Source organism: Agrobacterium sp. D14 (genome assembly GCF_001526505.1).
GTDB classification, from domain to species: domain Bacteria; phylum Pseudomonadota; class Alphaproteobacteria; order Rhizobiales; family Rhizobiaceae; genus Agrobacterium; species Agrobacterium leguminum.
This window is the reverse complement of record NZ_ASXX01000003.1, coordinates 116,728-136,814: the sequence shown is the minus strand read 5'-3', so window position 1 is coordinate 136,814 and position 20,087 is coordinate 116,728. Positions and strand designations below refer to the sequence as shown.

General features: G+C 56.2%; 19 protein-coding genes, 1 tRNA gene and 1 pseudogene. 8 read left to right on the top strand and 13 right to left on the bottom strand.

Annotated features, from left to right (window positions below; all coding sequences use genetic code 11):
* Nucleotides 1-78: 78 nt before the first annotated feature.
* On the bottom strand, nucleotides 79-1,407 hold the full coding sequence (locus L901_RS03800) for a hypothetical protein (RefSeq protein WP_059753622.1): 1,329 nt from the start codon (nucleotides 1,405-1,407) through the stop codon (nucleotides 79-81).
* A 494-nt stretch (nucleotides 1,408-1,901) separates the two neighbouring features.
* Between L901_RS03800 and L901_RS03795 the strand changes: the two genes are divergently transcribed.
* From L901_RS03795 to L901_RS03780, 4 genes and pseudogenes are all read left to right on the top strand, one after another.
* The gene (locus L901_RS03795; RefSeq protein WP_020811771.1) at nucleotides 1,902-3,137 is read left to right on the top strand and encodes a glycosyltransferase family 4 protein; all 1,236 of its coding nucleotides are present in this window, start codon (nucleotides 1,902-1,904) and stop codon (nucleotides 3,135-3,137) included.
* Nucleotides 3,138-3,289: 152 nt separating this feature from the next.
* A complete protein-coding gene (locus L901_RS03790; RefSeq protein ID WP_059753620.1) occupies nucleotides 3,290-4,768 on the top strand; it encodes a lipopolysaccharide biosynthesis protein in 1,479 nt (492 codons plus the stop codon).
* Nucleotides 4,761-6,097 (top strand): annotated as a pseudogene (locus tag L901_RS03785) (polysaccharide pyruvyl transferase family protein). The gene L901_RS03790 and the pseudogene L901_RS03785 overlap by 8 nt, the downstream one beginning before the upstream one ends.
* Nucleotides 6,094-7,320 carry a glycosyltransferase family 4 protein gene (locus L901_RS03780; RefSeq protein WP_059753617.1) on the top strand — a complete coding sequence of 409 codons (1,227 nt, stop codon included), beginning with the start codon at nucleotides 6,094-6,096 and terminating at the stop codon, nucleotides 7,318-7,320. The pseudogene L901_RS03785 and the gene L901_RS03780 overlap by 4 nt, the downstream one beginning before the upstream one ends.
* Before the next feature lie 82 nt (nucleotides 7,321-7,402).
* On the opposite strand, the gene L901_RS03775 is transcribed toward L901_RS03780, so the two are convergent.
* The 5 genes from L901_RS03775 to L901_RS03755 form a co-directional block, all read right to left on the bottom strand.
* Nucleotides 7,403-7,726 carry a BrnA antitoxin family protein gene (locus L901_RS03775; protein WP_059753616.1) on the bottom strand — a complete coding sequence of 108 codons (324 nt, stop codon included), beginning with the start codon at nucleotides 7,724-7,726 and terminating at the stop codon, nucleotides 7,403-7,405.
* Nucleotides 7,717-7,971 (bottom strand): BrnT family toxin, encoded by a 255-nt coding sequence (locus L901_RS03770; RefSeq protein ID WP_059753613.1) that lies wholly within the window; start codon nucleotides 7,969-7,971, stop codon nucleotides 7,717-7,719. Before L901_RS03770 ends, L901_RS03775 begins: the two co-directional genes overlap by 10 nt.
* 63 nt (nucleotides 7,972-8,034) lie before the next feature.
* Nucleotides 8,035-8,826 (bottom strand): metallophosphoesterase family protein, encoded by a 792-nt coding sequence (locus L901_RS03765; RefSeq protein ID WP_059753611.1) that lies wholly within the window; start codon nucleotides 8,824-8,826, stop codon nucleotides 8,035-8,037.
* Between the two features lie 195 nt (nucleotides 8,827-9,021).
* Complete coding sequence (locus L901_RS03760; protein ID WP_059753608.1) at nucleotides 9,022-9,627, bottom strand: transglutaminase-like cysteine peptidase; 606 nt, start codon at nucleotides 9,625-9,627, stop codon at nucleotides 9,022-9,024.
* A gap of 146 nt (nucleotides 9,628-9,773) precedes the next feature.
* Entirely contained in the window at nucleotides 9,774-10,073 is a 300-nt protein-coding gene (locus L901_RS03755) for a hypothetical protein (protein ID WP_059753706.1), read from the bottom strand.
* Nucleotides 10,074-10,421: 348 nt separating this feature from the next.
* Between L901_RS03755 and L901_RS03750 the strand changes: the two genes are divergently transcribed.
* A complete protein-coding gene (locus tag L901_RS03750; protein ID WP_003585610.1) occupies nucleotides 10,422-10,979 on the top strand; it encodes an HNH endonuclease in 558 nt (185 codons plus the stop codon).
* Between the two features lie 30 nt (nucleotides 10,980-11,009).
* Here L901_RS03750 and L901_RS03745 read toward each other — a convergent pair whose 3' ends face one another.
* Together L901_RS03745 and L901_RS03740 are read right to left on the bottom strand one after the other, a co-directional pair.
* Nucleotides 11,010-11,525: a disulfide bond formation protein B gene (locus tag L901_RS03745; protein ID WP_059753605.1), complete on the bottom strand. Its 516-nt coding sequence runs from the start codon at nucleotides 11,523-11,525 to the stop codon at nucleotides 11,010-11,012.
* A gap of 316 nt (nucleotides 11,526-11,841) precedes the next feature.
* Entirely contained in the window at nucleotides 11,842-12,312 is a 471-nt protein-coding gene (locus L901_RS03740; protein ID WP_059753603.1) for a hypothetical protein, read from the bottom strand.
* 41 nt (nucleotides 12,313-12,353) lie between these two features.
* On the opposite strand from L901_RS03740, the gene L901_RS03735 reads away from it, so the two are divergent.
* Both L901_RS03735 and L901_RS03730 read left to right on the top strand, forming a co-directional pair.
* Nucleotides 12,354-13,493, top strand: a complete 1,140-nt coding sequence (locus L901_RS03735) for an ImmA/IrrE family metallo-endopeptidase (RefSeq protein WP_210178998.1) — start codon at nucleotides 12,354-12,356, stop codon at nucleotides 13,491-13,493.
* Nucleotides 13,477-13,872, top strand: a complete 396-nt coding sequence (locus L901_RS03730; RefSeq protein ID WP_147401567.1) for a hypothetical protein — start codon at nucleotides 13,477-13,479, stop codon at nucleotides 13,870-13,872. Before L901_RS03735 ends, L901_RS03730 begins: the two co-directional genes overlap by 17 nt.
* A gap of 117 nt (nucleotides 13,873-13,989) precedes the next feature.
* Here L901_RS03730 and L901_RS03725 read toward each other — a convergent pair.
* Nucleotides 13,990-14,074: transfer RNA gene (locus L901_RS03725), tRNA-Leu, on the bottom strand.
* A 295-nt stretch (nucleotides 14,075-14,369) separates the two neighbouring features.
* Between L901_RS03725 and uppQ the strand changes: the two genes are divergently transcribed.
* Nucleotides 14,370-15,005: a polysaccharide biosynthesis GNAT family N-acetyltransferase UppQ gene (uppQ, locus tag L901_RS03720; protein ID WP_059753596.1), complete on the top strand. Its 636-nt coding sequence runs from the start codon at nucleotides 14,370-14,372 to the stop codon at nucleotides 15,003-15,005.
* A 54-nt stretch (nucleotides 15,006-15,059) separates the two neighbouring features.
* On the opposite strand, the gene L901_RS03715 is transcribed toward uppQ, so the two are convergent.
* The 4 genes from L901_RS03715 to L901_RS03700 all read right to left on the bottom strand — a co-directional run bounded on the left by L901_RS03715 (nucleotide 15,060) and on the right by L901_RS03700 (nucleotide 19,990).
* A complete protein-coding gene (locus L901_RS03715; RefSeq protein WP_059753593.1) occupies nucleotides 15,060-16,331 on the bottom strand; it encodes a GNAT family N-acetyltransferase in 1,272 nt (423 codons plus the stop codon).
* 8 nt (nucleotides 16,332-16,339) lie between these two features.
* Complete coding sequence (gene uppV / locus L901_RS03710) at nucleotides 16,340-17,755, bottom strand: Wzx-type polysaccharide biosynthesis protein UppV (RefSeq protein WP_059753591.1); 1,416 nt, start codon at nucleotides 17,753-17,755, stop codon at nucleotides 16,340-16,342.
* 57 nt (nucleotides 17,756-17,812) lie between these two features.
* Nucleotides 17,813-19,015 carry a glucans biosynthesis protein MdoC gene (gene mdoC / locus L901_RS03705; protein ID WP_082710449.1) on the bottom strand — a complete coding sequence of 401 codons (1,203 nt, stop codon included), beginning with the start codon at nucleotides 19,013-19,015 and terminating at the stop codon, nucleotides 17,813-17,815.
* 81 nt (nucleotides 19,016-19,096) lie between these two features.
* Nucleotides 19,097-19,990 carry a DMT family transporter gene (locus tag L901_RS03700; RefSeq protein ID WP_035264346.1) on the bottom strand — a complete coding sequence of 298 codons (894 nt, stop codon included), beginning with the start codon at nucleotides 19,988-19,990 and terminating at the stop codon, nucleotides 19,097-19,099.
* Nucleotides 19,991-20,087: the final 97 nt, after the last annotated feature.

Here is a 20,087-nt window from a genome sequence, read left to right as displayed (position 1 = left end):
CAGTATTCAAGCAGGTTATCATGCAATGGACAGGCGCGATACACACAATTTTGCGATGCGGCATTTCGTCGGCGCCATTCAGAAAACTTCCAGAACCGTAAGCTGGTCGCTGACCGAAAGCCGGTATTGCCCACTTTCCTGCGTGATTGTCTGCTGGCTCACGGAGCCGTCATCGCGGAAACGGTGTGCGATAACATGACTATGCTGGCCGGCCACCGAAAATGTCGCAACCCGTTCGGCGGGCGGGTTTTCGATGCGGGCCGGCCATTGCCAGCCGGAAATTCCCAGCCAGACAGGCACGAGCAAAGCACCGTCCGTCCTTGTAAGGTGAAGGGATAATCTTTGGGAATCGGCGGTGAGGAAATCGAGCTGTCGTTCCTCCGGTCCGGTTTGCCGTTCTGCCCTGCAGAGGGAAAGAAGGGCGCGAACGGCCCCGTAGGCCGGGGTGCGGCTGAGATCGTGGCGCAGGAGGCCGAAGGAGGATTCCGGGTTTGTCTCATCGGCGGCGAAGCTTGAAACCATTTCATAGATGTAGGACCGGCGGATACCGCTGATGAAGCACCAGAGCAGCATGCGCGGCATATAGCGCGCCTTGATGCCTTCGGTGACGGGGAAATGAAATGTCTTGGTTTGCAGCGAGGTATGGTAGCCCATTTCCGTGGCGAGCACCGGCCTGCCGGCCGCTATATGCGCCGAGGCGGCGATGGATTTCGAGAGTGCCCCCGGACCGGTCGTTTCGGGATGTTCCATCCCGGCGTAAGCGTGGATATTGCCGTAATCGCAGGCATTTTTCAGGTCCAGCGCCAGCGCTCTGTTCGACAGGACATAACTTGGCGCCGCAACTGGCACCGCACTCAGGCGCGGAACCGAACGGATGGTGTCGTGCAGCGCCGCCTGATGCTCCGCCGAAATACGCGGAGCATTTTGCGGATCCTTCGTCAGGTTCGGTTCATTGCTGCCCTCGAAAATATCGATACCCGCGTCGCACCAGTCGTAGAAATCCGCCAGCCTGTCGAGCGGCGTGGAAACGTAAGGGTTGAGATTGTCGTAACAGATGACGGTGAGGCGAACGCCCGCCGCCACGATCCGGCGCAGCCGCCGAAAGACGGGGCTGTCGCGACTGTCTCTCGCGGTGATCAGCCCGTCATCGCGCAGATGCCGGACGCCCAGTGCTTCGAGTTCGGGCACGATCCGCTCGAACTGTTCCGGATAGATGCCCGTGGGACGGGTGAAGTGACCGCACACCCCTACGCTGTCCAGAAAGGCTTCGGTACTGGCTGAAGCAACCGTCTGCGCCCGTGCGGGAATGGCTTGCAAACCGGAGGCGGCGACCAATGCAAGCGGCGCGGCTGAAAGCAGGTTGCGCCGTGTCAGGCTGCCCATGGCTATCGGCGTTTTTCCATTCATCTGCGCCTCCTGGTGTGTCCGGAGAAAATATAAGCCAGACGTCAACACATGGACGTCGCCGTTTAAATGGCGATGATGCCTCTCAACACGTCGAGATCAGAATGTCCTGGAAGTTTTCGGCATCTACAATCGCCCTTAAATCCAGGTGTTTGAAATAAAACAGATATTATCAACTGGAATATGATCATCAGCTGCAACGCAACCGATTTCTTCCGATTGCCTGCACTTTAAAGTGGCTAAACCGTAACACGAGACCGGTTCTTTTCGCAACACCGCATGGCTTTTGCCGCGTCGCGAAAAAAATCACTTGAAATAGCGTCGATTCCCGTGCTTTTTGAAAAGTAGATTTTGGTAATTCATATTTTCAAACATTAGTTCTGCTCCGGCTCTTTTATTTTTGCAGATGTCTCACTGGTCTCCTGGAATGAAGGGAGACGAACGAGCCCGGGATGGACGCCATAGATTTTCGATGAAGGAAAACAGAGCGTATCCGCATGAGAATTCTCCATCTTAGCAGCCTTTATCCGCCGCATATCGTTGGTGGATGCGAACGCTCGGTCGAACATCTCGCCGAGGAACTCGTTTCCATGGGACATACGGTCGGCGCCGCTTGTATCGAGCGGCAGGCCGAACCGAAAACCATGCGCAACGGCGTCTCCGTCTACCGCATGTTCCATAATAACGATTTCTGGCTCGAGGACTGGCCGCAATATTCGCCGCAGCAGCGGCGCATGCAGAAGCTCAAGCAGCAGTGGAATTTCGACGTCGAAAAGCAGTTCGAGGCCGTTCTCGACGATTTCAAGCCTGACGTTCTCAACACCCACTCGCTTCTGGATGTGACGACGCTGGTGTGGCGGGCGGCGCATAAGCGCGGCATTCCGATCGTTCACACGATCTGCGAATATGATCTCCTGTGCGGCAACGCCGCCATGTTCAAGGGCGGCAAGCCCTGCGAGCACATCCATCTCGGCTGTCAGGCGGTGAATTTCACCAAGAAATTCACCCAGCGTTATATCGGCGCTGTCGCAAGCGTCGGCACGGAAATCCTCAAGACGCATGTCAATCACGGGCTTTTCCACCACATTCCGGAAAGCCTGCGCCGCGTCATCTTTTATTCCTGCACGGTTCCCGAGGGCGATCCCGTCGCACGCCGGCAGATCGACCGCACTGGCCGGCCGCTGACCTTTGGTTATATCGGCCGCATCAATACGGAAAAAGGCGTCGGCAACATGGTCGATGCTTTCAAGGAAATCGGTCACGGCAACTGGCGCTGTCTGGTCGCCGGCCATGCGATGGACGATTCGATCGAACGTTTCACAGCTCAGGCCGGCGATCTGCCGATCGAATTCGTCGGCTGGGCGAAACCGAAGGAGTTTCTCGAAGAGATCGACGTGCTCATCGTTCCTTCCTTCTGGGCGGAGCCTTCGCCACGCACGATCTACGAAGCTTATGCCATGGGCGTGCCGGTCATCGGCGCAGCCTCCGGTGGCATTCCGGAACTGATTGGCGAGACCAACCATGACTGGCTGTTTGAGCCAGGCAACGCCAGCGACCTTGCCGCCCGTATCCGCCGGGTGCTGACGCTCTCGCGCGAAGAATTGCCGACGGAGGCGGATTTCGGAAACATCGTCGAGGAATCCACCTCGCGTCGGGTCGGCGAAAATTATGTGAAACTCTATGAGGACGTCCTGACGCGCTACAGGCAAAGCCGAACCCTGCGTGCATCTTAACCGGCAACGGACCCGGTCTGTTGCTGCGGTTTTCTTCGAAGGAGAGAGCATATGGTGGGAAGCAATAAGGGCAGCCTCCGCTTTCACGGCCTGGGCGTCGAGGTCGCTGCGCATGTTGCGTCAACGCGGCCGGCTTTACGGGTGGTGAATTGATGTCCGAAGCTACGTCGATAGGCAATGCTGCCCTGAAAGGCGTGTTCTGGTCCATCGTCCAGAACTGGGGCGGCAAGCTTTTCACCTCCATTCTCTTCATCGTTCTGGCCCGTTTCCTCAGTCCTACCGACTACGGCATGGTCGCCACCGCCGGGCTGGTGCTGATGCTGATCCAGATGGTGTCGGAGTTCGGATTCGCAGATGCGATCGTGCAGAAACGCAACCTGGAACCCGGCGACGTCAATCTGCCATTTTATGCCTCGGTTGCGGTCGCGACGCTGCTGGCCATTGCCGTCTGTGTGTTTTCACCGGAACTGGAACGCTGGTTCGAGGTCGAAGGTCTGGCGCCGGTCATCGTGGCTATCTGCATATTGCTGCCGCTGAACACGGCATCGATGTTTCAGGAGGTGAATTATCGCCGCGCACTGGCTTTCAAGCCGCTGGCAATCAGAACCTTCATATCGAACATCGTCGGCGGCGGCGTGGCGATTGTTTTCGCGATCATGGGCATGGGCGTCTGGAGCCTCGTCGTGCAGACCTATGTCGCCACCATCGTCACGCTGATCTGGCTCTGGCGAAAACCGCACTGGCTGCCGGGCACCACTCTCAACCCCGGCACCTTCGTCGAACTGCTTCGCTTCGGTTCGTCGGCGCTCGGCCTTCGTATTGTCGATTTCGCGGCCACGCGCCTGATCGATTTCATGATCCTGGGGCGTTACGGGGTCGCGCTCTTCGGTCTCTACACCGTCGGCAGCCGCCTTTATCAACTTCTCATGCAATTGCTTCAGTCGGCACTTTATGACGTGTCGCTGACGGTGCTTTCGCGCGTCTCGCACGAGCGCGAACGCATGGCGGAACTTTACAAGCAGTTGATCGCAATATCCGCAATTGTCTCGACACCAGCCTTCGTGCTTTTTGCGGCACTGACGCCGGAGATTTGCCGCGTTTTGTTTGGGGCGCAGTGGCAAGGGGCAGATGAGATCGCGAGACCCCTGCTGCTTCTCGGTGCTTTACAATGTGTACAATTTCAAAACGGCCCGTTTCTCTCCGCACGCGGCAGCCCGAACAAGGTATTGATTGCCGGCGCCGTCAAATCGATTGCCACAATTCTGATGATTGTCTTCATACCGACAAGCGGTATCGATGAACTCGTCATTGTTTACGTATTTGGCCAGCTTGCTTCCACGCCCTTTACGTTCTTTTATGTTTCGCGCGAATTGGGCGTGTCGCTCCGAAGAATAATGTCTCTGCTTCTGCCGAGTTTTGCCACCAGCGGTCTCTGCTTTGTCATCGTTCAATGGATGCGCCCTGAAGTTTCCGTGCTGGGTTTGGGCGATTTCATGTCTGCAATACTGCTCGGATCTATTTTCGTCTTAATTTATTTTTTGCTCATAGCGCTGGTTGCCCGAACGCAGGCGCGGTCGGCCCTTCTTTTCGTCACGAGCAAGGTACTCCCACGGAAGGAAGTGAATGCGTAAGCTCATAAAAAAAATCATTCCCGCGCCGCTGCATCGTGAATGGGTGAAGTACAATGAACGCCGCAATCAGGATGTTGCCATTCGTCACTTCTTTCACGCGCTGCAGGAGCAGAAGCGACGTATAAAAAAACTCCCCGGTGGGGATCATATAAATCGGGTTTTGATTGTCGCCTGCGATCCCTATTCCGTTTTTGGCTCTATCGGTGATGATGCCATGATCACCGCGACAGTTCAGCATGCTCGCGCAAGAAATCCTGATGTCGAAGTCGATATACTGGTCGAGGGAACAGGTGCCGCGGACCTGGTTCGCCAGAGGGGATTTAATCCCGTCGATCTCTTTGGCGAAATTGATTTTTCCGAAGCACTTCTAAATCACTTTGAAGCGCGGCGATACGATTGCGTCGTGGTGGTTGGAGCGGATGTGATGGATGGATATTACCATCCGTTGGTCAGCGCAAAACTCCTGGCAAGTGCTGATTTGGCTGCGGCTGCCGGGATAAAAAATGTCATCCTCGGTTTCAGTTTCAATCAAGCGCCTCATCCCGCTCTGGCTATGTTTTATAGCGCCCTGCATCCCGACGTTTCGATTAATGTGCGCGATCCGGTTTCCCTCAGCCGCCTGCAATCCTTCGCCAGGACAAACGCGGTACTGGTTGCCGATTCGGCGTTCAGCCTTGTTGCCTCAGAACCGGATCAAGACACCGTCTCCTGGATCAAACGGAAACGTGACGAGGGATACAGGGTGATGGGCTTCAACCTGCATCCCATGCTGTTCAAAAATGCTGACCGCAGCCAGGTCGATACCATCATCAAGCGTGGAGCTGAGGCATTGCACTTCGTGGCGGATGCACGACCCGTCTGCTGGCTTCTTATGCCGCATGATTACCGGGAGGGTTTCGGTGACCAATTTTGCCTTCAGGCGATTGCCGGGCAGGTTCCTGATTCGCTGGCAGATAGGGTTCGATATCTGAACGGCAAGTGGTCCGCATCCGTTCTCAAGGGCATTGCAGGCAACTGGATGGAATTGTCAGTGGGCGCATGCATCTCGCAATAGCAGGGCTGGGTAAAGGCGTTCCGGTCATATGTATCGCCTATCAGGGGAAATTCGAAGGGCTATACCAGCATTTCGCCCTATCTTCGTCGGAACTGCTCGCTCCCTCCGCCTTCTATAGCGATGACGGAATAAGGAATGCCTTGATGGAGTTCGTCGATAATGCTGATGACCTTCGCGAGCAGGTCAAGCGGAAATTGCCTGATGTTCTCAGCCTGTCAAAAAACAATTTTCAGATTTTCGAGTCCTTTCCAAAACAGAATCAATCGTTCTCATGAAAGTCGCTTTCGTCTCAGCCATTCCCGCCGTTCCTGCGTCCGAGGGTAATCGCAGCCGGATTCTCCAGCTGACGCGTGCCGTTCGCAGCCTGGGACATGAGGTGCATTTCGTCTATGTTGATACCCCGATTGCCGCCGATTTCGATCCGGTCGTGCATGAAGCGGAATTCGGTTCCGGACGCCTGCATTTCGTATCACGGCAGCGGAATCGTTTTAAAACACGGCTTATCGGGGATTTGGGTTTCGAAGCTGAAGTCATAGCGTTTCGAGCGATTCGAAAGGTCCACCGCCTTCTCGGTCGCGACAGCGGTTTTTATAATCACCTCGACGAGTTCTATTATCCCGAAATCGGCCGGCAGGTTCGGGACCTTCAGCGCCGGCTTGGTCTCGATGCTGTCATTGTCGAATATGCCTTTCATTCGCGGGCGTTCCTGGGGTTGCCGAAGGCTGTGCTGCGCATTCTCGACACCCATGATTCCTTCGCGGACCGACACAAGGCTTTCGTCAACACCGCGAACAAATATGGATACTGGTTCTCCGTTCCGCCGGCCGCGGAGAGCAGGGCTTTCCGCCGTGCGGATGTGGTGGTCGCCATTCAGGAGGAAGAGGAGCGGACGTTCAGGCAGCGGCTGGGGGCAGAGCCGCCGGTTGTTGCGACCGTCAGCCATATTCTCGATCTCGGTGGAAGAGTGGAAGACTTCACACCGAGCGACTTCTTGTTCCTCGGTTCCGGCAACGACGCCAACATCATTTCCCTGAAGGGGTTCGTGCAGAGCGTCATGCCGCTGGTCAGGGTGGCCCGGCCGGATATTCGTCTGGTTCTGGCGGGCGGCATATGCGGCAAGATCGAAGACGGAGAGGGCATTCTCAAGCTCGGTCGCGTGGATAATCTGAAGGACGCCTTCGCGCGCGCGCCGCTCTCCATCAATCCCATCACGCTCGGAACAGGCATCAATATAAAACTGCTCGATGCCCTGGCTGCCGGTGTTCCCACGATCAGCACCCGGACAGGCGTGAGGGGACTTTCGGAGCGATACCGGCGCGGCGTGGTCATTGTGGAGGATAATGACCATCGGGCTTTCGCCGACGCGATCCTGCAGCTCGCCTCCAGCCGCGATCAGCGGTGGGAACTGGGAAACAGGGCGTTTGAGGACGCCGTTGAATGGAATCGCCAGCAAATGGCGGTCCTCGATGATATTCTGAGCGGCAGGCGAGTTAGTTGAAGCCAGGCCTTGATGCCGCTTTCGAGCCTTCTCTTGGGCGTGCTGTCTAACGCCGGCGGGGCGGCTTTGGGCGTTGGAGTGATCAGGGAAGACCGGATAGCTTTCTCAGGTCGCTATTGATGCGTGACTGCCAGCCCTTGCCCATGGCTTTGTAGTGCTCCACTAAATCAGGATCGAGACGGATCGTAACCGGCGTTTTCGGCGCATCCGCCTTTGGCCTGCCACGGCGGGCAATCTCCCGATCAATGCTCTTGGCAAGGTCAGGGAAAACCGCCCCGAACGGTTTGGCTTGCGCCATCTCTTTATCGGTGGCTTCGGGGGCGTCCGGATCGGACGCTATCATTTTCTGAATCTCCGCTTCTTCCTTATTGGTAAGCGGGCGTTTCGAAGAAAACTTTACGGGCATGAGAGCCTCCTTTCCCTGGTGCTGGTTGGCCGCATGGAAATGACGGACAGGGCCTGCGAACCTAGCGGGCTGAACACCACCGCAATGATGATGCGACCCTGAAACTCACCTATAGCCATAAAGCGGTCTTCCTTGGCGGGAAGAACGATAGAGCCTGCAAAGAACTCTATCGTCAGATCGGCAAAATCGAGGCCATGTTTCTCGATATTCGTCAGCCGCTTCGTTTCGTCATAAGTGATTTTCATATTTTGTACGTACAATAAATGGGCGACATATGCAAGATTTTTGTAAGTACAGAAATGCCTGGGTTAGTCTATCAGGTGCAAGCCCGCATCCGAAAGCCTGAGAACGGTAAGCCTGCCCGTGGTGAATGCACCCGTGTCGATGCCGATTCGTTGCGGGCCGGTTTCCGGCTCGGTTACCGGCGTGTGGCCGTGGATGACGACGAGATCCAGCCCGGCCCCCTGCGACAGGAACGGTTCCCGGATCCAGAGCATGTCCTCATCCGTCTGCGCCTCCAGCGGCAATCCCGGTCTCAAGCCGGCATGCACGAAAATATAGGGTCCTATACGGGCGTAGATCGGCAGGCTGGATAAAAGCTGGCGGTGGGTCTGCGGAATTGCGCCGAGCAGGGCGTCCCTGAATGGTTGCAGTCTCAGGCGGCCCTTTTGCAGGAAATAGTCGATATCGACGCCGTAGGATAAAAGCGTCTGGCGGCCGCCGAAGTCCAGCCAGTGCATATTCTGCTGCGGATTTTCGAGAAAGTCATGGAAGAGCTGCTCATGGTTGCCGCAAAGCGCAATACGGCGCAGCGGCGCGGGCGGCGGCTGCAGCAAATGTTCGAGAACGCCACGGGAATCGCGCCCGCGATCGACATAGTCGCCGAGGAGAACGACCAGCGCGGGTGAGGGATCGGGTCCCAGATCGGCAAGAATTTTCCGCTCCGCCTGCAACAGCAGGTCGAGGCTGCCATGCACGTCGCCAATGGCATAGATCGGGAAGGAAGCCGGCTTGTCGCCAAGGTCAATTCTGCGCCGCCTCCGGTCGTCGCGGGAGGCTGGTTGTTTACGACCGCGAATCCAGTTGAGCACCTTGGGCATAGCTGCCGATACTGTCTCTCCCGCACAAGGTCAAGAGCGTTGAAGGCGGCTGCCGCATCGCCCGCCAAAGCTGCGTTGACGCGCCGATTCTGTGGGGAAAGAATACCCGCTTTGAGGGTGGAAAGATACGTTGCCTTAAACCGGCAATCGAAATGCCTGCCGTCCGAAAGGGCGGCTTTAGCCTGAAACCGTGTTCTAGAGTTTCAGCCAGACACGCGGGTCCTCGTGCGACTGGATCTTGATCCATTTCAGATCCACCGCTTTCCACGGCTTGACGACATTGGTGCGGTTATCCAGCACCAGATCGCCCTGGCTAGTGCTGACGACCAGAACGGCATGTCCTATGCCATCCGTTGTGCGGGCTGTGGCGATGCGCAGGGCGCCCGAGGGCCAGCCGGCGCGCAGGAGGCGTTGCCGCTTGGTCACCGCAAAATCTTCGCAGTCGCCGCTTGCCGGGTTCAGTTTCCAGTCGTCTTCGCCATCCTGTTCGCTGGCATAGATTATCGAGGTGTTGATCTCGGCGTTGATGCGCTGGAGTTCCGTGCGCTTCTGCTTGCTCAGTTCCACCGTATCGCGGTCGCCAATCCGGAGGCACTGGTCGGCGGCGCTTTCACAGAATTTCGCGAAGGCAATGGGTGCGATGGTGGGACGGCTCGTGGCCATGAACTGGCCGGGCCGCGAGGCGCCGGGCTTCTGGGCAAGGCCACCGAGCTGGACGGCCGATGCCGTTGTCGCAACGCTTGCCGCCACGCCGGCAGCGACGGCAAAAAACTTTGCCAGACGGATTGTTCTCTTCGCCATGTCCTTGCCCCTGCACAATTGTCTTGTCTTGTGCCTGGCACCATAGCGACCCATTCTTGCGGGCCGTTTAAGTCGATAGATTGCATTTTAACGAAATCTAATTTTGTGACAGCGCGCTGAAAACAGCGGGGAAGCCGGGTTCGCGCTCACCTGCAGCGGGTTCGCCCTTCGGTGTCGACAATACAGGTTTGCTGCGGGACAGCCCGCCTGAGTTCACGCCGGGTCTCGGGGGAGGCGCGGCTTGCCGGTGGCCGGTCGTAATTTCGGTAAACTTCGAAATTGCGCCCGCCGATCGTTCCCTGCGCCCCGCCGCGGCCATCCGGCGTTACTTCGAAATTCTGATACTGCTGGGCATGGGCGCCCGCGGAGAGGCAGATCATGGCGCTCAGGACGCCGGCCGCCAGGCCGCCCCGCAATGCTGCCGCTTGCTGCCTGCCCAACCTCATGACCGTTCCTCCATTGACGGAAATGATGAATGGCGCCGCCGCACATTTGCCATGCCCGGCGCGCATTGATTTTCCAGTCGTCCGTCGGGGGTAATCATATCACCGATAGTGCATCCGGTGTGAGAAGGATTTGTGCCTGGCAAAGGCCCGAATCGCCTTCCTGCCGCATCGGCCAGCGGTGTCACAACGCCGGAAGTGTTACCGTGCCGTTCGATCGTCAGGAATGCGAAAAAGGCCATTTTACGGCTCAAAAATTAAGCTCTTCGCCGCTGCATTTATAGGCTTCACAATCCTGTAACAACGGACCTAATATACAAGTGCAGATGCCGAATCGCTCAGGAGAAGCCCTTGACGATTGCAGTTTCACCACAGGCCCTGCCGGCGCTCGTTCTGAACGCAGACTACAGGCCACTGAGTTATTATCCCTTGTCGTTATGGTCCTGGCAGGACGCGATCAAGGCCGTCTTTCTAGACCGTGTGAACATCATTGCAGAATATGATCACGCGGTGTCGTCCCCCAGCTTTTCCATGCGGCTGCCGAGCGTCGTCAGCCTCAAGACCTATGTGCAGCCCACCCGCAACCCCGCCTTCACCCGCTTCAACGTTTTCCTTCGGGACAAGTTCGAATGCCAGTATTGCGGCACGCGGGACGAATTGACCTTCGACCATGTGATTCCCCGCGCGCATGGCGGTGAAACCACCTGGCACAATGTCGTTGCGGCGTGCTCTCCCTGCAACCTTAAAAAAGGCAGCAAGCTTCCCAAACAGGCGGGCATGTTCCCGGCGCAGAAGCCCTTCCAGCCCACGGTTCAGGATTTGCACAATAACGGGCGGCTGTTCCCGCCCAATTATCTGCACGAAAGCTGGATGGACTATCTTTACTGGGATACCGAACTGCAGCCCTGATCTTTCGAGGACTGCAACGCGGTTTTCCGCTTACCGGCTTTTACGGCTCGCGCCAAAAAAGGCGACTGCCGCAAGTGCAACGCTTGCGATGACATTCCAGCCCGCGAAGGAAAGGCCGAGCACCCGCAAGGCGGCGTCGTTGCAGGAAGGCGCCTTGATGGCGTTCAGATTGCCCAGCAGATCGCCGGCATTGGTGGTGATGGAAGGCGCCCCGGTGGCGCAGGTGATCGGCCCTTCCCAGAAACCCCATTCCACACCGGCATGATAAACGCCGAGCCCGGCGCCGATCAACATCGCCACGCCGATAAGGGCAAGCAGCAGCCGGGTGATCTGAACCGGCAATTTGAAGATGCTGGTCGCAATGGCCAATATGCCCGCCGGAATGGCGTAATAATAGGGATCGCGCTGCAGCAGGCACAGCGCGCAGGGCGTATAACCGCCAATATGCTGGAAACCGAGGGCGGAGCCGACGGTGAAGATCATTCCCGCCGTGACGCCGAGAGCGGCGAGCGTGCGGCTATTGTCGGCGGTGGTCGCATTGGCCATGTTGTTTTCCTCAAACTTCGCGAAGAAGCAGATATCCCGGACGGGCTTTCAAAAAGGCGGGCGTGATGGCGAAATTAAGTCGCCGGTCCTCACGGGGTGTAACGGGATTCGTCTAATCGAGTCCGCCGCATCTGGCAAATGAAAGCCCGGTAATACTCGGGGAGTGCATAAGCAAAGTTTCGTGAGTGGCTACGTTTTATATCGCCATCAAATTTTTTTTGATGCGCCCGAATTAACAATGAAATTAGAGACTTTTCAAACGCTTACCGATCGCTATTTTAATAATTATAATTTTGAATAATTATATTCTGGCAGGTTACATATTGTCTCCACGGTAGTACCCAATTGCTGTAGAGAATTTCGCATAACCATCCCACCACCTTATTACTTGCAATCCTGCCAGGAAAAACGGACTTGAAAGAAGCAAGCTAAACAAAGTGGCCTCCACCAATGAAAGACTGAGCTTCTGATTGATCGTAGATAGAAAAAGAACAAAAAATGCTATTGTGCCTACCAGAGCCGAGAAGCCGGTTAGGTAACTCGCAATCTTGGAAGACCTAAATGCATAATGCTTGAATTCGATTTGATCACTAGCTAAATCCAAAAAACCTATCTGGTCACCTTTCATTTTGATGATTTTTATGACCCTGTCGCATTCTTTTAAGATTTTCTCATTTTTAATGTCTATTATCTGAGATAGAATCGGATACGCAAACGCAACCCCTACGCTTGTTGAGAGGATGTTTTGCATGGTAGTTAGCGATACATCAGCGGTAGAAAATGCCATTTAGTCCTGCAACCTTTAAAGGCGTAATCAATGAGCGTGGCTTGTCGAATGATCAGGCTGCAAGCATAGCGGGCATGAGTTTAAAAAAACTTATGCAGACTTTTGAGGGTGAGAACACTCCAACGAAAAATCAAATATTGAAGCTCGCTGAACGTCTCGCTGTGCCTCCATACGCTTTCTTTGTAGAAAATTTTAAACTTCCGCCTTCGAAAATAATCGATTTCCGAGCGTCTAAACCCGTATCTCTACAATATGGAAAGGATTCTAGTAAATTTGAATACCTATTCCATCTTCAGGATTTTCTTTCTCTGCTTTACACTCGGTTAGACTTGGATGCGCCCGACAAAATCTACTCTGCCGAGACTGATGAGAATCCAGAGCAATTTGCGAAGTCAGTTGAAGGCTTGATTGGGCTGAAAGAAATACGCGAATCTGCACAAGATAAAAATGATTTCTACCGAAAATTTAGAAAATCAATTGAGAGTCTTGGTGTATATGTAATTCAAGATCACAATATATCTCTTGGCATAGATGGTTTTGCGCTTTACCATGAGAATTTTACTTCTAATATGATTTTCGTAAACTCGGGAAATCGAAACGCCGCGGCTAAATGCTTTACGCTCGCGCACGAGCTATCTCACATATTTGGTAAAAGGTCGGCTATTAGCAACAATTATGAATATGATAATGAGGTTGAGGCTTATGCAAATGAATTTGCTGCGTCTCTTATAATACCCAGGGAGGATCTACTCGAGGAGATAGGTAATGGAAAGTATTCTTTTGCAGATTATGATTTTTCGAAAAGAAGCGCAATAAAGCTGTCGGAGATATTTAAGTGCAGTGTTAGCGCGATGATGGTGCGCCTCAACCGTTTGGGGTTTGTTAAAGTGTCTTACACCTCTCAATTCTTATCCGGATTCTCTAAAAAGAACTTTCCCGATGCTGAGAAGCCGCAGGCATATGGACCCAAAACGGGCCCTAAGCCCGGAGTTATTGATTTAGCTCATTTAGGTGCACGGGCCACCATGGTTCTAGTACTCGCATTGGAAAAAGGGGTAACGTCGAAATACGAAATATTTGAAAATACAGGGCTATCAAAGAAAAGAATTGAGGGTCTTGTTGAAGTTTGCGCTGCAAAGAAGATTTATGAAGAGCATAGAATAGATGGCATCAATACTTGAAATAACGGTCGCTGAAGAAACTGCGTCATCCATAGATAGTTCTGGACAGTGTTCACACAAATGTCTTGCTCATACGCCGCTTGGGCTTGCTCAGCCGGAAGCAGACGATTTGCACCGTTATGATCCTGAGGCTTATCAAAAACTCAGTGCATACGGTGTCACTGTTCACGATTTGGAAATTGAAGATTTGGAGCAGATTGGGCAACTCTACCACATCCCCGTAATCAACGTGTTCGATAAGCGCACCAGTAAGAAGTTATATAAACATGCTATAGCGCTTCGCCTACAACGAGACCTTCTGATTGCAGAATCTGCACCTGATAAGCATACCTTAGAGAAGGTGTGTGTCGCATTTGGGAATAATTATCATGTCCTCTAACATAGAAATTCTTTAAATTTTTGGATGCTTGCTAATCCGTTGCGGTAAAATTTTTTAAATTTTCGGACGCCGTTAGGATTGGTGGAATCCGGGAAAATCAACGTGATTTCTAGGAAATGGTACCCCAAGCCGGGATCGAACCAGCACTCCTTTCGGAACCGCATTTTGAGTGCGGCGCGTCTACCAATTCCGCCATTGGGGCAACGGTGGTAATGCCACGGCGTCTATCATGCTCAAGGCCATGCGTGCAACCCCAAAGCTGACTTATCCTTTTGAATTGCGCGTGTTTGCGCGCGCGGTTTTCCGTCTTTGCCGGGCCGCCGATCAAAATGTTGCGGAGGGCGGCTGTGCCGGATCGCGACACCTGCAGTTGCAGTATTAGGGTAATATTAGGCACCTCTAATAAATTAGAATATACGCAATTACTAATTGAATTATGATGTCAGGGTGGAGTTTCCACGCGGGGCGGGAATGGCCAAACTCATAGGGAGGAAATTATGAGGGCTTTTTCTCGCAATTTATTACTGTCCGCCTGCCTGATCCTGCCGATCAACGCCCATGCGCTGGATATCGGGATCGGTGGCGAGAATGGGGTTAACGCCAGTGTTGGCGACAATGGCAGCGGCGGACTCGGGGTCGATGCCTCCGTTGGCGGCAGCAGTGGCGTTAACGCCAGTGCGGATGTCGGCGGCAGGAGCGGCGGCGGGCTGGGTGCGGATGTCAACGCATCGGTCGGCGGCAGCAATGGGGTCAATGCGGATGTCAATGCATCCGTCGGCGGTTCCAGCGGCGTCAATGCGGGCGTGAACGCTTCCGTTGGCGGTTCGGACGGCATCAATGCCAATGTCGGGGCCAATGTGGGCGGCTCGAGCGGTGTCGGTCTCGGTGTCGGCGTTGGTATCGGCGGCTCCGGTTCGACCGGCACGCCCGGAAACCCCGGCGGCAGCACCACCAATCCCGCCGGCTCGGGCACGGTGTCTCCCGGCGCGATGCGCAATGCCCTGCAAGCCTATAACGACATGTCGCGAACCGAGCAGATCAAGCTCGCCCGCCGTTGTGTCGATATTCTGGGCGGCGGATACGATGCGGCGCTGACGCAACTGTGCAAGATGATCCGGACGGCCTCGCGCTGAAGCAGGCTTTGCCCGTGTCAGAAACTTCGAAGGGCGCCACCGGCGCCCTTCGGATCAATTGCCCTTGCGTCCGAACGACAGGATCTTCTGTCGCAGGCTGCGGGCGAGGTTGCGGGTGTTGCGGTACATGTCCACCTGCGTGGAAACCTGCCGCACGTCCCGGTCGCTGTTCTGGGCAAGCCCGACGACCAGCGTGCCCATTTCCTGACGCTCCTGCCAGAAACGGCTCATGATCGGATGATCGGGCACGGCGCAGCTGTCGCTGCGCAGAATATTGGCGTCGTCCAGATGCCAGTCGGTCAGTTTCTGCACCAGCAGCTTGCCAGGGGAAAATTGCGCATAGCTCTCGTCGAAAGCGGTCTTCCACGTATAGGCCTCGCCCGCCGTGATGAAGACGACCATGGAGGCGATGGCGCTGCCATTGAGATCGATGGTGTGGATACGCACCGCATCCGCTTCGGCCAGATTGGTGATCGCCTCGCGGGCGAAGGCGGCACGATAACGGTCGTTGACCAGCGCGGTGCGTTTGCGGCCTTTCCAGCCGCTCGCCTCCAGTGCCAGAAACTCCTCCATGCGGTAACGCACGTCCGCTGGTTGCCGGGTAACGGTATAGGAGAGGGGCCCAAGTTTTTCGAGCTGACGCCACTGCCTGTTCATTTCGCGCAAATGGTGCGGCGCAAGGGCGTTTCGCAGATAGGCCTTGCCATCGAGAAGACTTTCCAGCATCGGCCGGTAATAATTGCCCGTCGTCGTCACCGGCAGGTTGCGGCTGAGCGCGATGGCTTTGAACATGCGGGCAAACGGCCCTTCCAGCCGGACATCCGGCAGAACCAGAACATTCGGCAGACGCATGTTGCTGTCGGAAAGCGCGTCGAAAAGATTGTCGAGGGTTTCGGCAGCGCCTTCGGTGTCGACCAGCGGCGTGCCGAGCGGCCCGAATGGATTGGCCCAGACGCGAATGATGGAGGGACCGATGGAAAAGCCCGGCTTTTCCACGGTAAAGGGCATCAGGAAGCGCATGCGGCTTCTGGCGCCGTTCTCATCGCGAATGAGGGCGAAGCGCACGGACTTGTCCTCGATGCGCGGCATGGCGGGCGCGAGAAGCCTTCCGGTGAAGAAGACATTCGCCTCCATGACGCGGTTGGACAGAAAGTCGAGTTCTTCCTGCATGTCATAACCGAGCTGACCCGGATAGATGCAGAATTCCCGGCCATCGCGGCCCACGCGTCGGCTGCTGTCGGCCACGGGGCGATCACGCTCCGCAGACGCCATCAGCGCCGCGATGCGCGGGTCCTGAAAATCCGGATTCTTTGGATCGCTGGACATGCTTATCGTTACACCGCCTTCCCAGTGTTTTGACCCGCCCGGGGATCGTTGAAGGCAAAAAGGACGATCCCGAGTGTGCGGCGAATGGCAATATGCAATAGCACAGCTTCTATGCACATGGCTATCGCCACCGCTGCCGCTGCCCCTGCCAGACCATAGACCGGAATGAGCGCCATGTTGAGTGCAATGTTGCAACCGAAGATAATAATATAAAGGACGACGCACAATTTTTGTTTGTTGGCCATGTTCAGCAATGTTTCCCCCGGGCCGATCAGCGCCTTGGCGAGGAAACCGGCGAAAAGGAAGAACATCAGCTCGTAGCCCTGAACGAAGCCGGGACCGAACAGCGACAGCAGGAACGGGCCGGCCAGAAGCACCACGCTGCCGACGGCGAGCGACGGCCAGAAGGCCCAGCGCGCGGCCTGGCTGGCGAAACCGGCAAGCCCCTGCCGGTCGTTGGCCGACATGAGGGCTGCCAGGCGCGGGGCGGCGGCCGCCTGCACCGAGAAAAACACGAATTGCATCAGCACGATAGTCTTTGCCGCGGCAAAATAGATGCCCACCTGATCCGGCGGCAGATAAAGCCCGACAATCACCACATCGGAATTGGTCATCAAAAAACCGATGCCGTCGATCAGGAACATCGGGAAGGCGAACCTTATCCAGTGGCGGAAATGCACCCTGCGGGCCGTGCTGCGGAAATGCCGGTTGAGCCGGCGGTTCATGAAGGCGAAATGGAAAAGCGTGGTGACATAGGTGGCAAGAAGGGCCGTCAGCATGGCCGTCGTTGCGGTTTTTTCCGCGCCGAGACCGATTGCTACCAGCATGAACAGCAGGATCAGCACCGGGCGAACGATATAGGTGGGGCTGAGTGCGGAGACCGCCCAGCCATTGGCGCGCGCGGTGCCGTTCAGCACATCGCCCAGCGCCACCATCGGCAGGGTGAAAAGCGCCAGCGAAACGGGAATGAGATAATAGGAGGCGATGCGTTCGCCGAAGAAATACAGGAAAACGAAACCGAAAATCGCAAGCGCGCTGGCCGAAAGCATGGCGAAGACCCGCGCCGTCGAGGTTAGCCCCATGATCTTGTCATGGGCATCTTCCAGACGATAGCCGGGTAAAAATCGGATGACGGTGGTGTGAAAACCGAGACAGGAAAGATTGCCGAACAGGATCACCAGAACCCAGACGAAGGCGAACAGGCCATATTCGAATTCGCCCATCAGGCGGGCAAGGATGATCTGGGAAATGAAGGCTATACCGGCGCTGACGATACGCACCGCAAACGCAACCAGCGCCATGCGCTGCGCACGGGAGACCTCATCTCCGCCGGAAAGAACAACGGCGACTTTCGCTACCAGCGGCGAAAGCTTCGCGCGCAGGCCTGCGGGTAAGGCTTTTTCCGCCGTGTTGAGGATAGCCATGATCCACACGCCATCATTTCCAGTTGAATAGGCAGGCCGATCATACGCGCTTCATCCTTAACGAAGGGTTTGGGACGCGCCGGCCTGTGTGCCAATATCGTCCGCCACGCGTGGCTTGCGAATGCCGTTGAACAGGAAAAGGGCGAGCGGGCTGAGGCGTATCGCTTGATGCAGCATATAGGCCGCCGCCGTGGTGGCCACGACGATGATGGTAAACTCCAGGACGGGCGGCAGCGCAATGAGGATGAACAGCGTTCCGAAGGCGTAGATCAGCGGATGATGAAACAGGTAGATGGTGAAGGACGCATCCGTCATGCGTCTGGCTAGCCGGTTCGGCCTATCGAAATAGCGGCAGGCGAGGTCGATCAATAGACGGCTTGCGGCCACGGCCGCAATTGCCGACACCAGCACCAGCAGGGCCGAATTCGAAAAGGGATATTGCAGGCGCAGGGTCACCGCCGTCGCGATGGCGCCCGCCGCGATGACGCCGGTGAGAAGGCCCGTCTGGCGAAAGCGGTGAAAGAGGGTGCGGTCACGGTGCAGCAGCGCGCCGATGAGGAAGAATGGCAGGTAACGCGCATAGGGATCGGAAGCGCGTTCATAGAGAAGAAAGAGGCCGCTTCCGCTCTTTGCCGCGAGCTGGCCGGATCCGTAGATCATCAATTCCCACAAAACAGGCAGGGTGCAGAGTGCCGCGAAAAACAGGGTGGTATGCCGCTGCCGCAGGCTGCCTAACCAGTCTCTGATATATGCCACTGGCGGACGTTCCGCGAGAAACAGCAGGCCGGCAAGCAGGATCGAATAGAAGACAAGGGCCGGCAGGAACCATAGATGCATGATCCACTGTTCGCTCGGGTGCAGCAGGCCGGGCAGGCTCTCAAGCAGCCGGTCGGCCGGGATATCGCCTTTGGCGACGCCGGCCAGTTGCAGCAGGAAAAGCTGTGATGGCCCGAGCAGAAGGACCGCGACGATGAAGGGCACGCCGAGGCGCAGAAAACGCTGCCTCAGCCAGCGCATCTTGCCCTTTTTGCCGATGACCATGGTGGAAAAATAGCCGGCCACCAGAAAGAATGCCGGCATGCGGAAGGTGGAGAGCGCAGCACCTAGCGCGCTCAGAAGCGGGCTGGTGTCGAAATCCTTGATGTCCCATGGCAGGGCATGGCTGTAGAGGAGGGAGGCGTGATAGGGAATGCCAAGCAGCATGAGGAGCGCCCTTAGCGGGTCCCAGTAGTGCTCGTAGTCAGATTTGCCCGGTTGCATTTTTCCCTCGCGCCGCAAGCGCGATCCCGTGTGATCAGCAATGACCAGCACGACTATTGGTGGAAAACGCTAATAAACCCTTCACGCCCCAGAGGGTGTAGGCGGAGCCTTTTTTCTGGGCATGAGATCGAGGACCAGCGCACAGCCCAGAATGATGATGCCGGCGCCGAAAAGCTGGGGAAGCGAAAGTGGCTCATCCAGCACCAGAGCGCCGACGAGGACCGCCACGACGGTCACGGCGAATTCCACGCTGATCGCCCTGGTTGCGCCGATTGAGGAGACAAGCTTGAAATAGGTGATGTAGGTGAGGCCGCTCATGACCACCGCCTGCACCAGAAGATAACCGTAATCGATGAGATCCGGTGTTCTCGGCAATGGGACCGCGAAGAGAAGCGGCAGGGTCATCAGGCCGCCTGTCAGGAATGAGCCTATGGTGATTTCCCAGGAACCCACGCCCTTCAGGTGGCGGCTGGCAAAATTGCTGCCATAGGCCGCGCAGATGCACGCGGCGACAGCGGCCGCGCAGCCGATGATGAAACCCGTTGTAACGGGAACGGCGGGAAAGCCGACAAGCAGGACGATGCCGGCAAGACCGATGACGAGACCGGCAATGCCCTGACGCGTCAGACGCTCGATACCCCAGACCTGAGCGATGAGCATGGAAAAGAGCGGGATGGTGGCCACCAATATCGCGGCCATGGCGGTGCCGACCAGCGGCGTCGCATAGGAGAGGCCGATCAACTGTCCCGCGACCGTTGTTGCGCCGACGACGGCGAAGGCGCGCCAGCTCGCGGAAAATGCAAGCTTTCGGCGCACCGCAATCGCGATCAGAAACAGGGTGATGGCGGTGACCAGCGAGCGGAGCGTGACCGCGCCGATCCATCCGAAGGCCTCCACGACGTGCAAAAGCAGCAGAAAGGACATTCCCCACGCGAGTGCGAGAAAAACATAAGCGGCAAAGTCGCGAGGGGACATGAAAGCGTTTTCCGGAAGACGATCCGGCTCCCATATTGGAAATTGCCGATATCCGTCAACAGCGATCGAGGGGTGTAACGAAAATCGCCCGCAACCG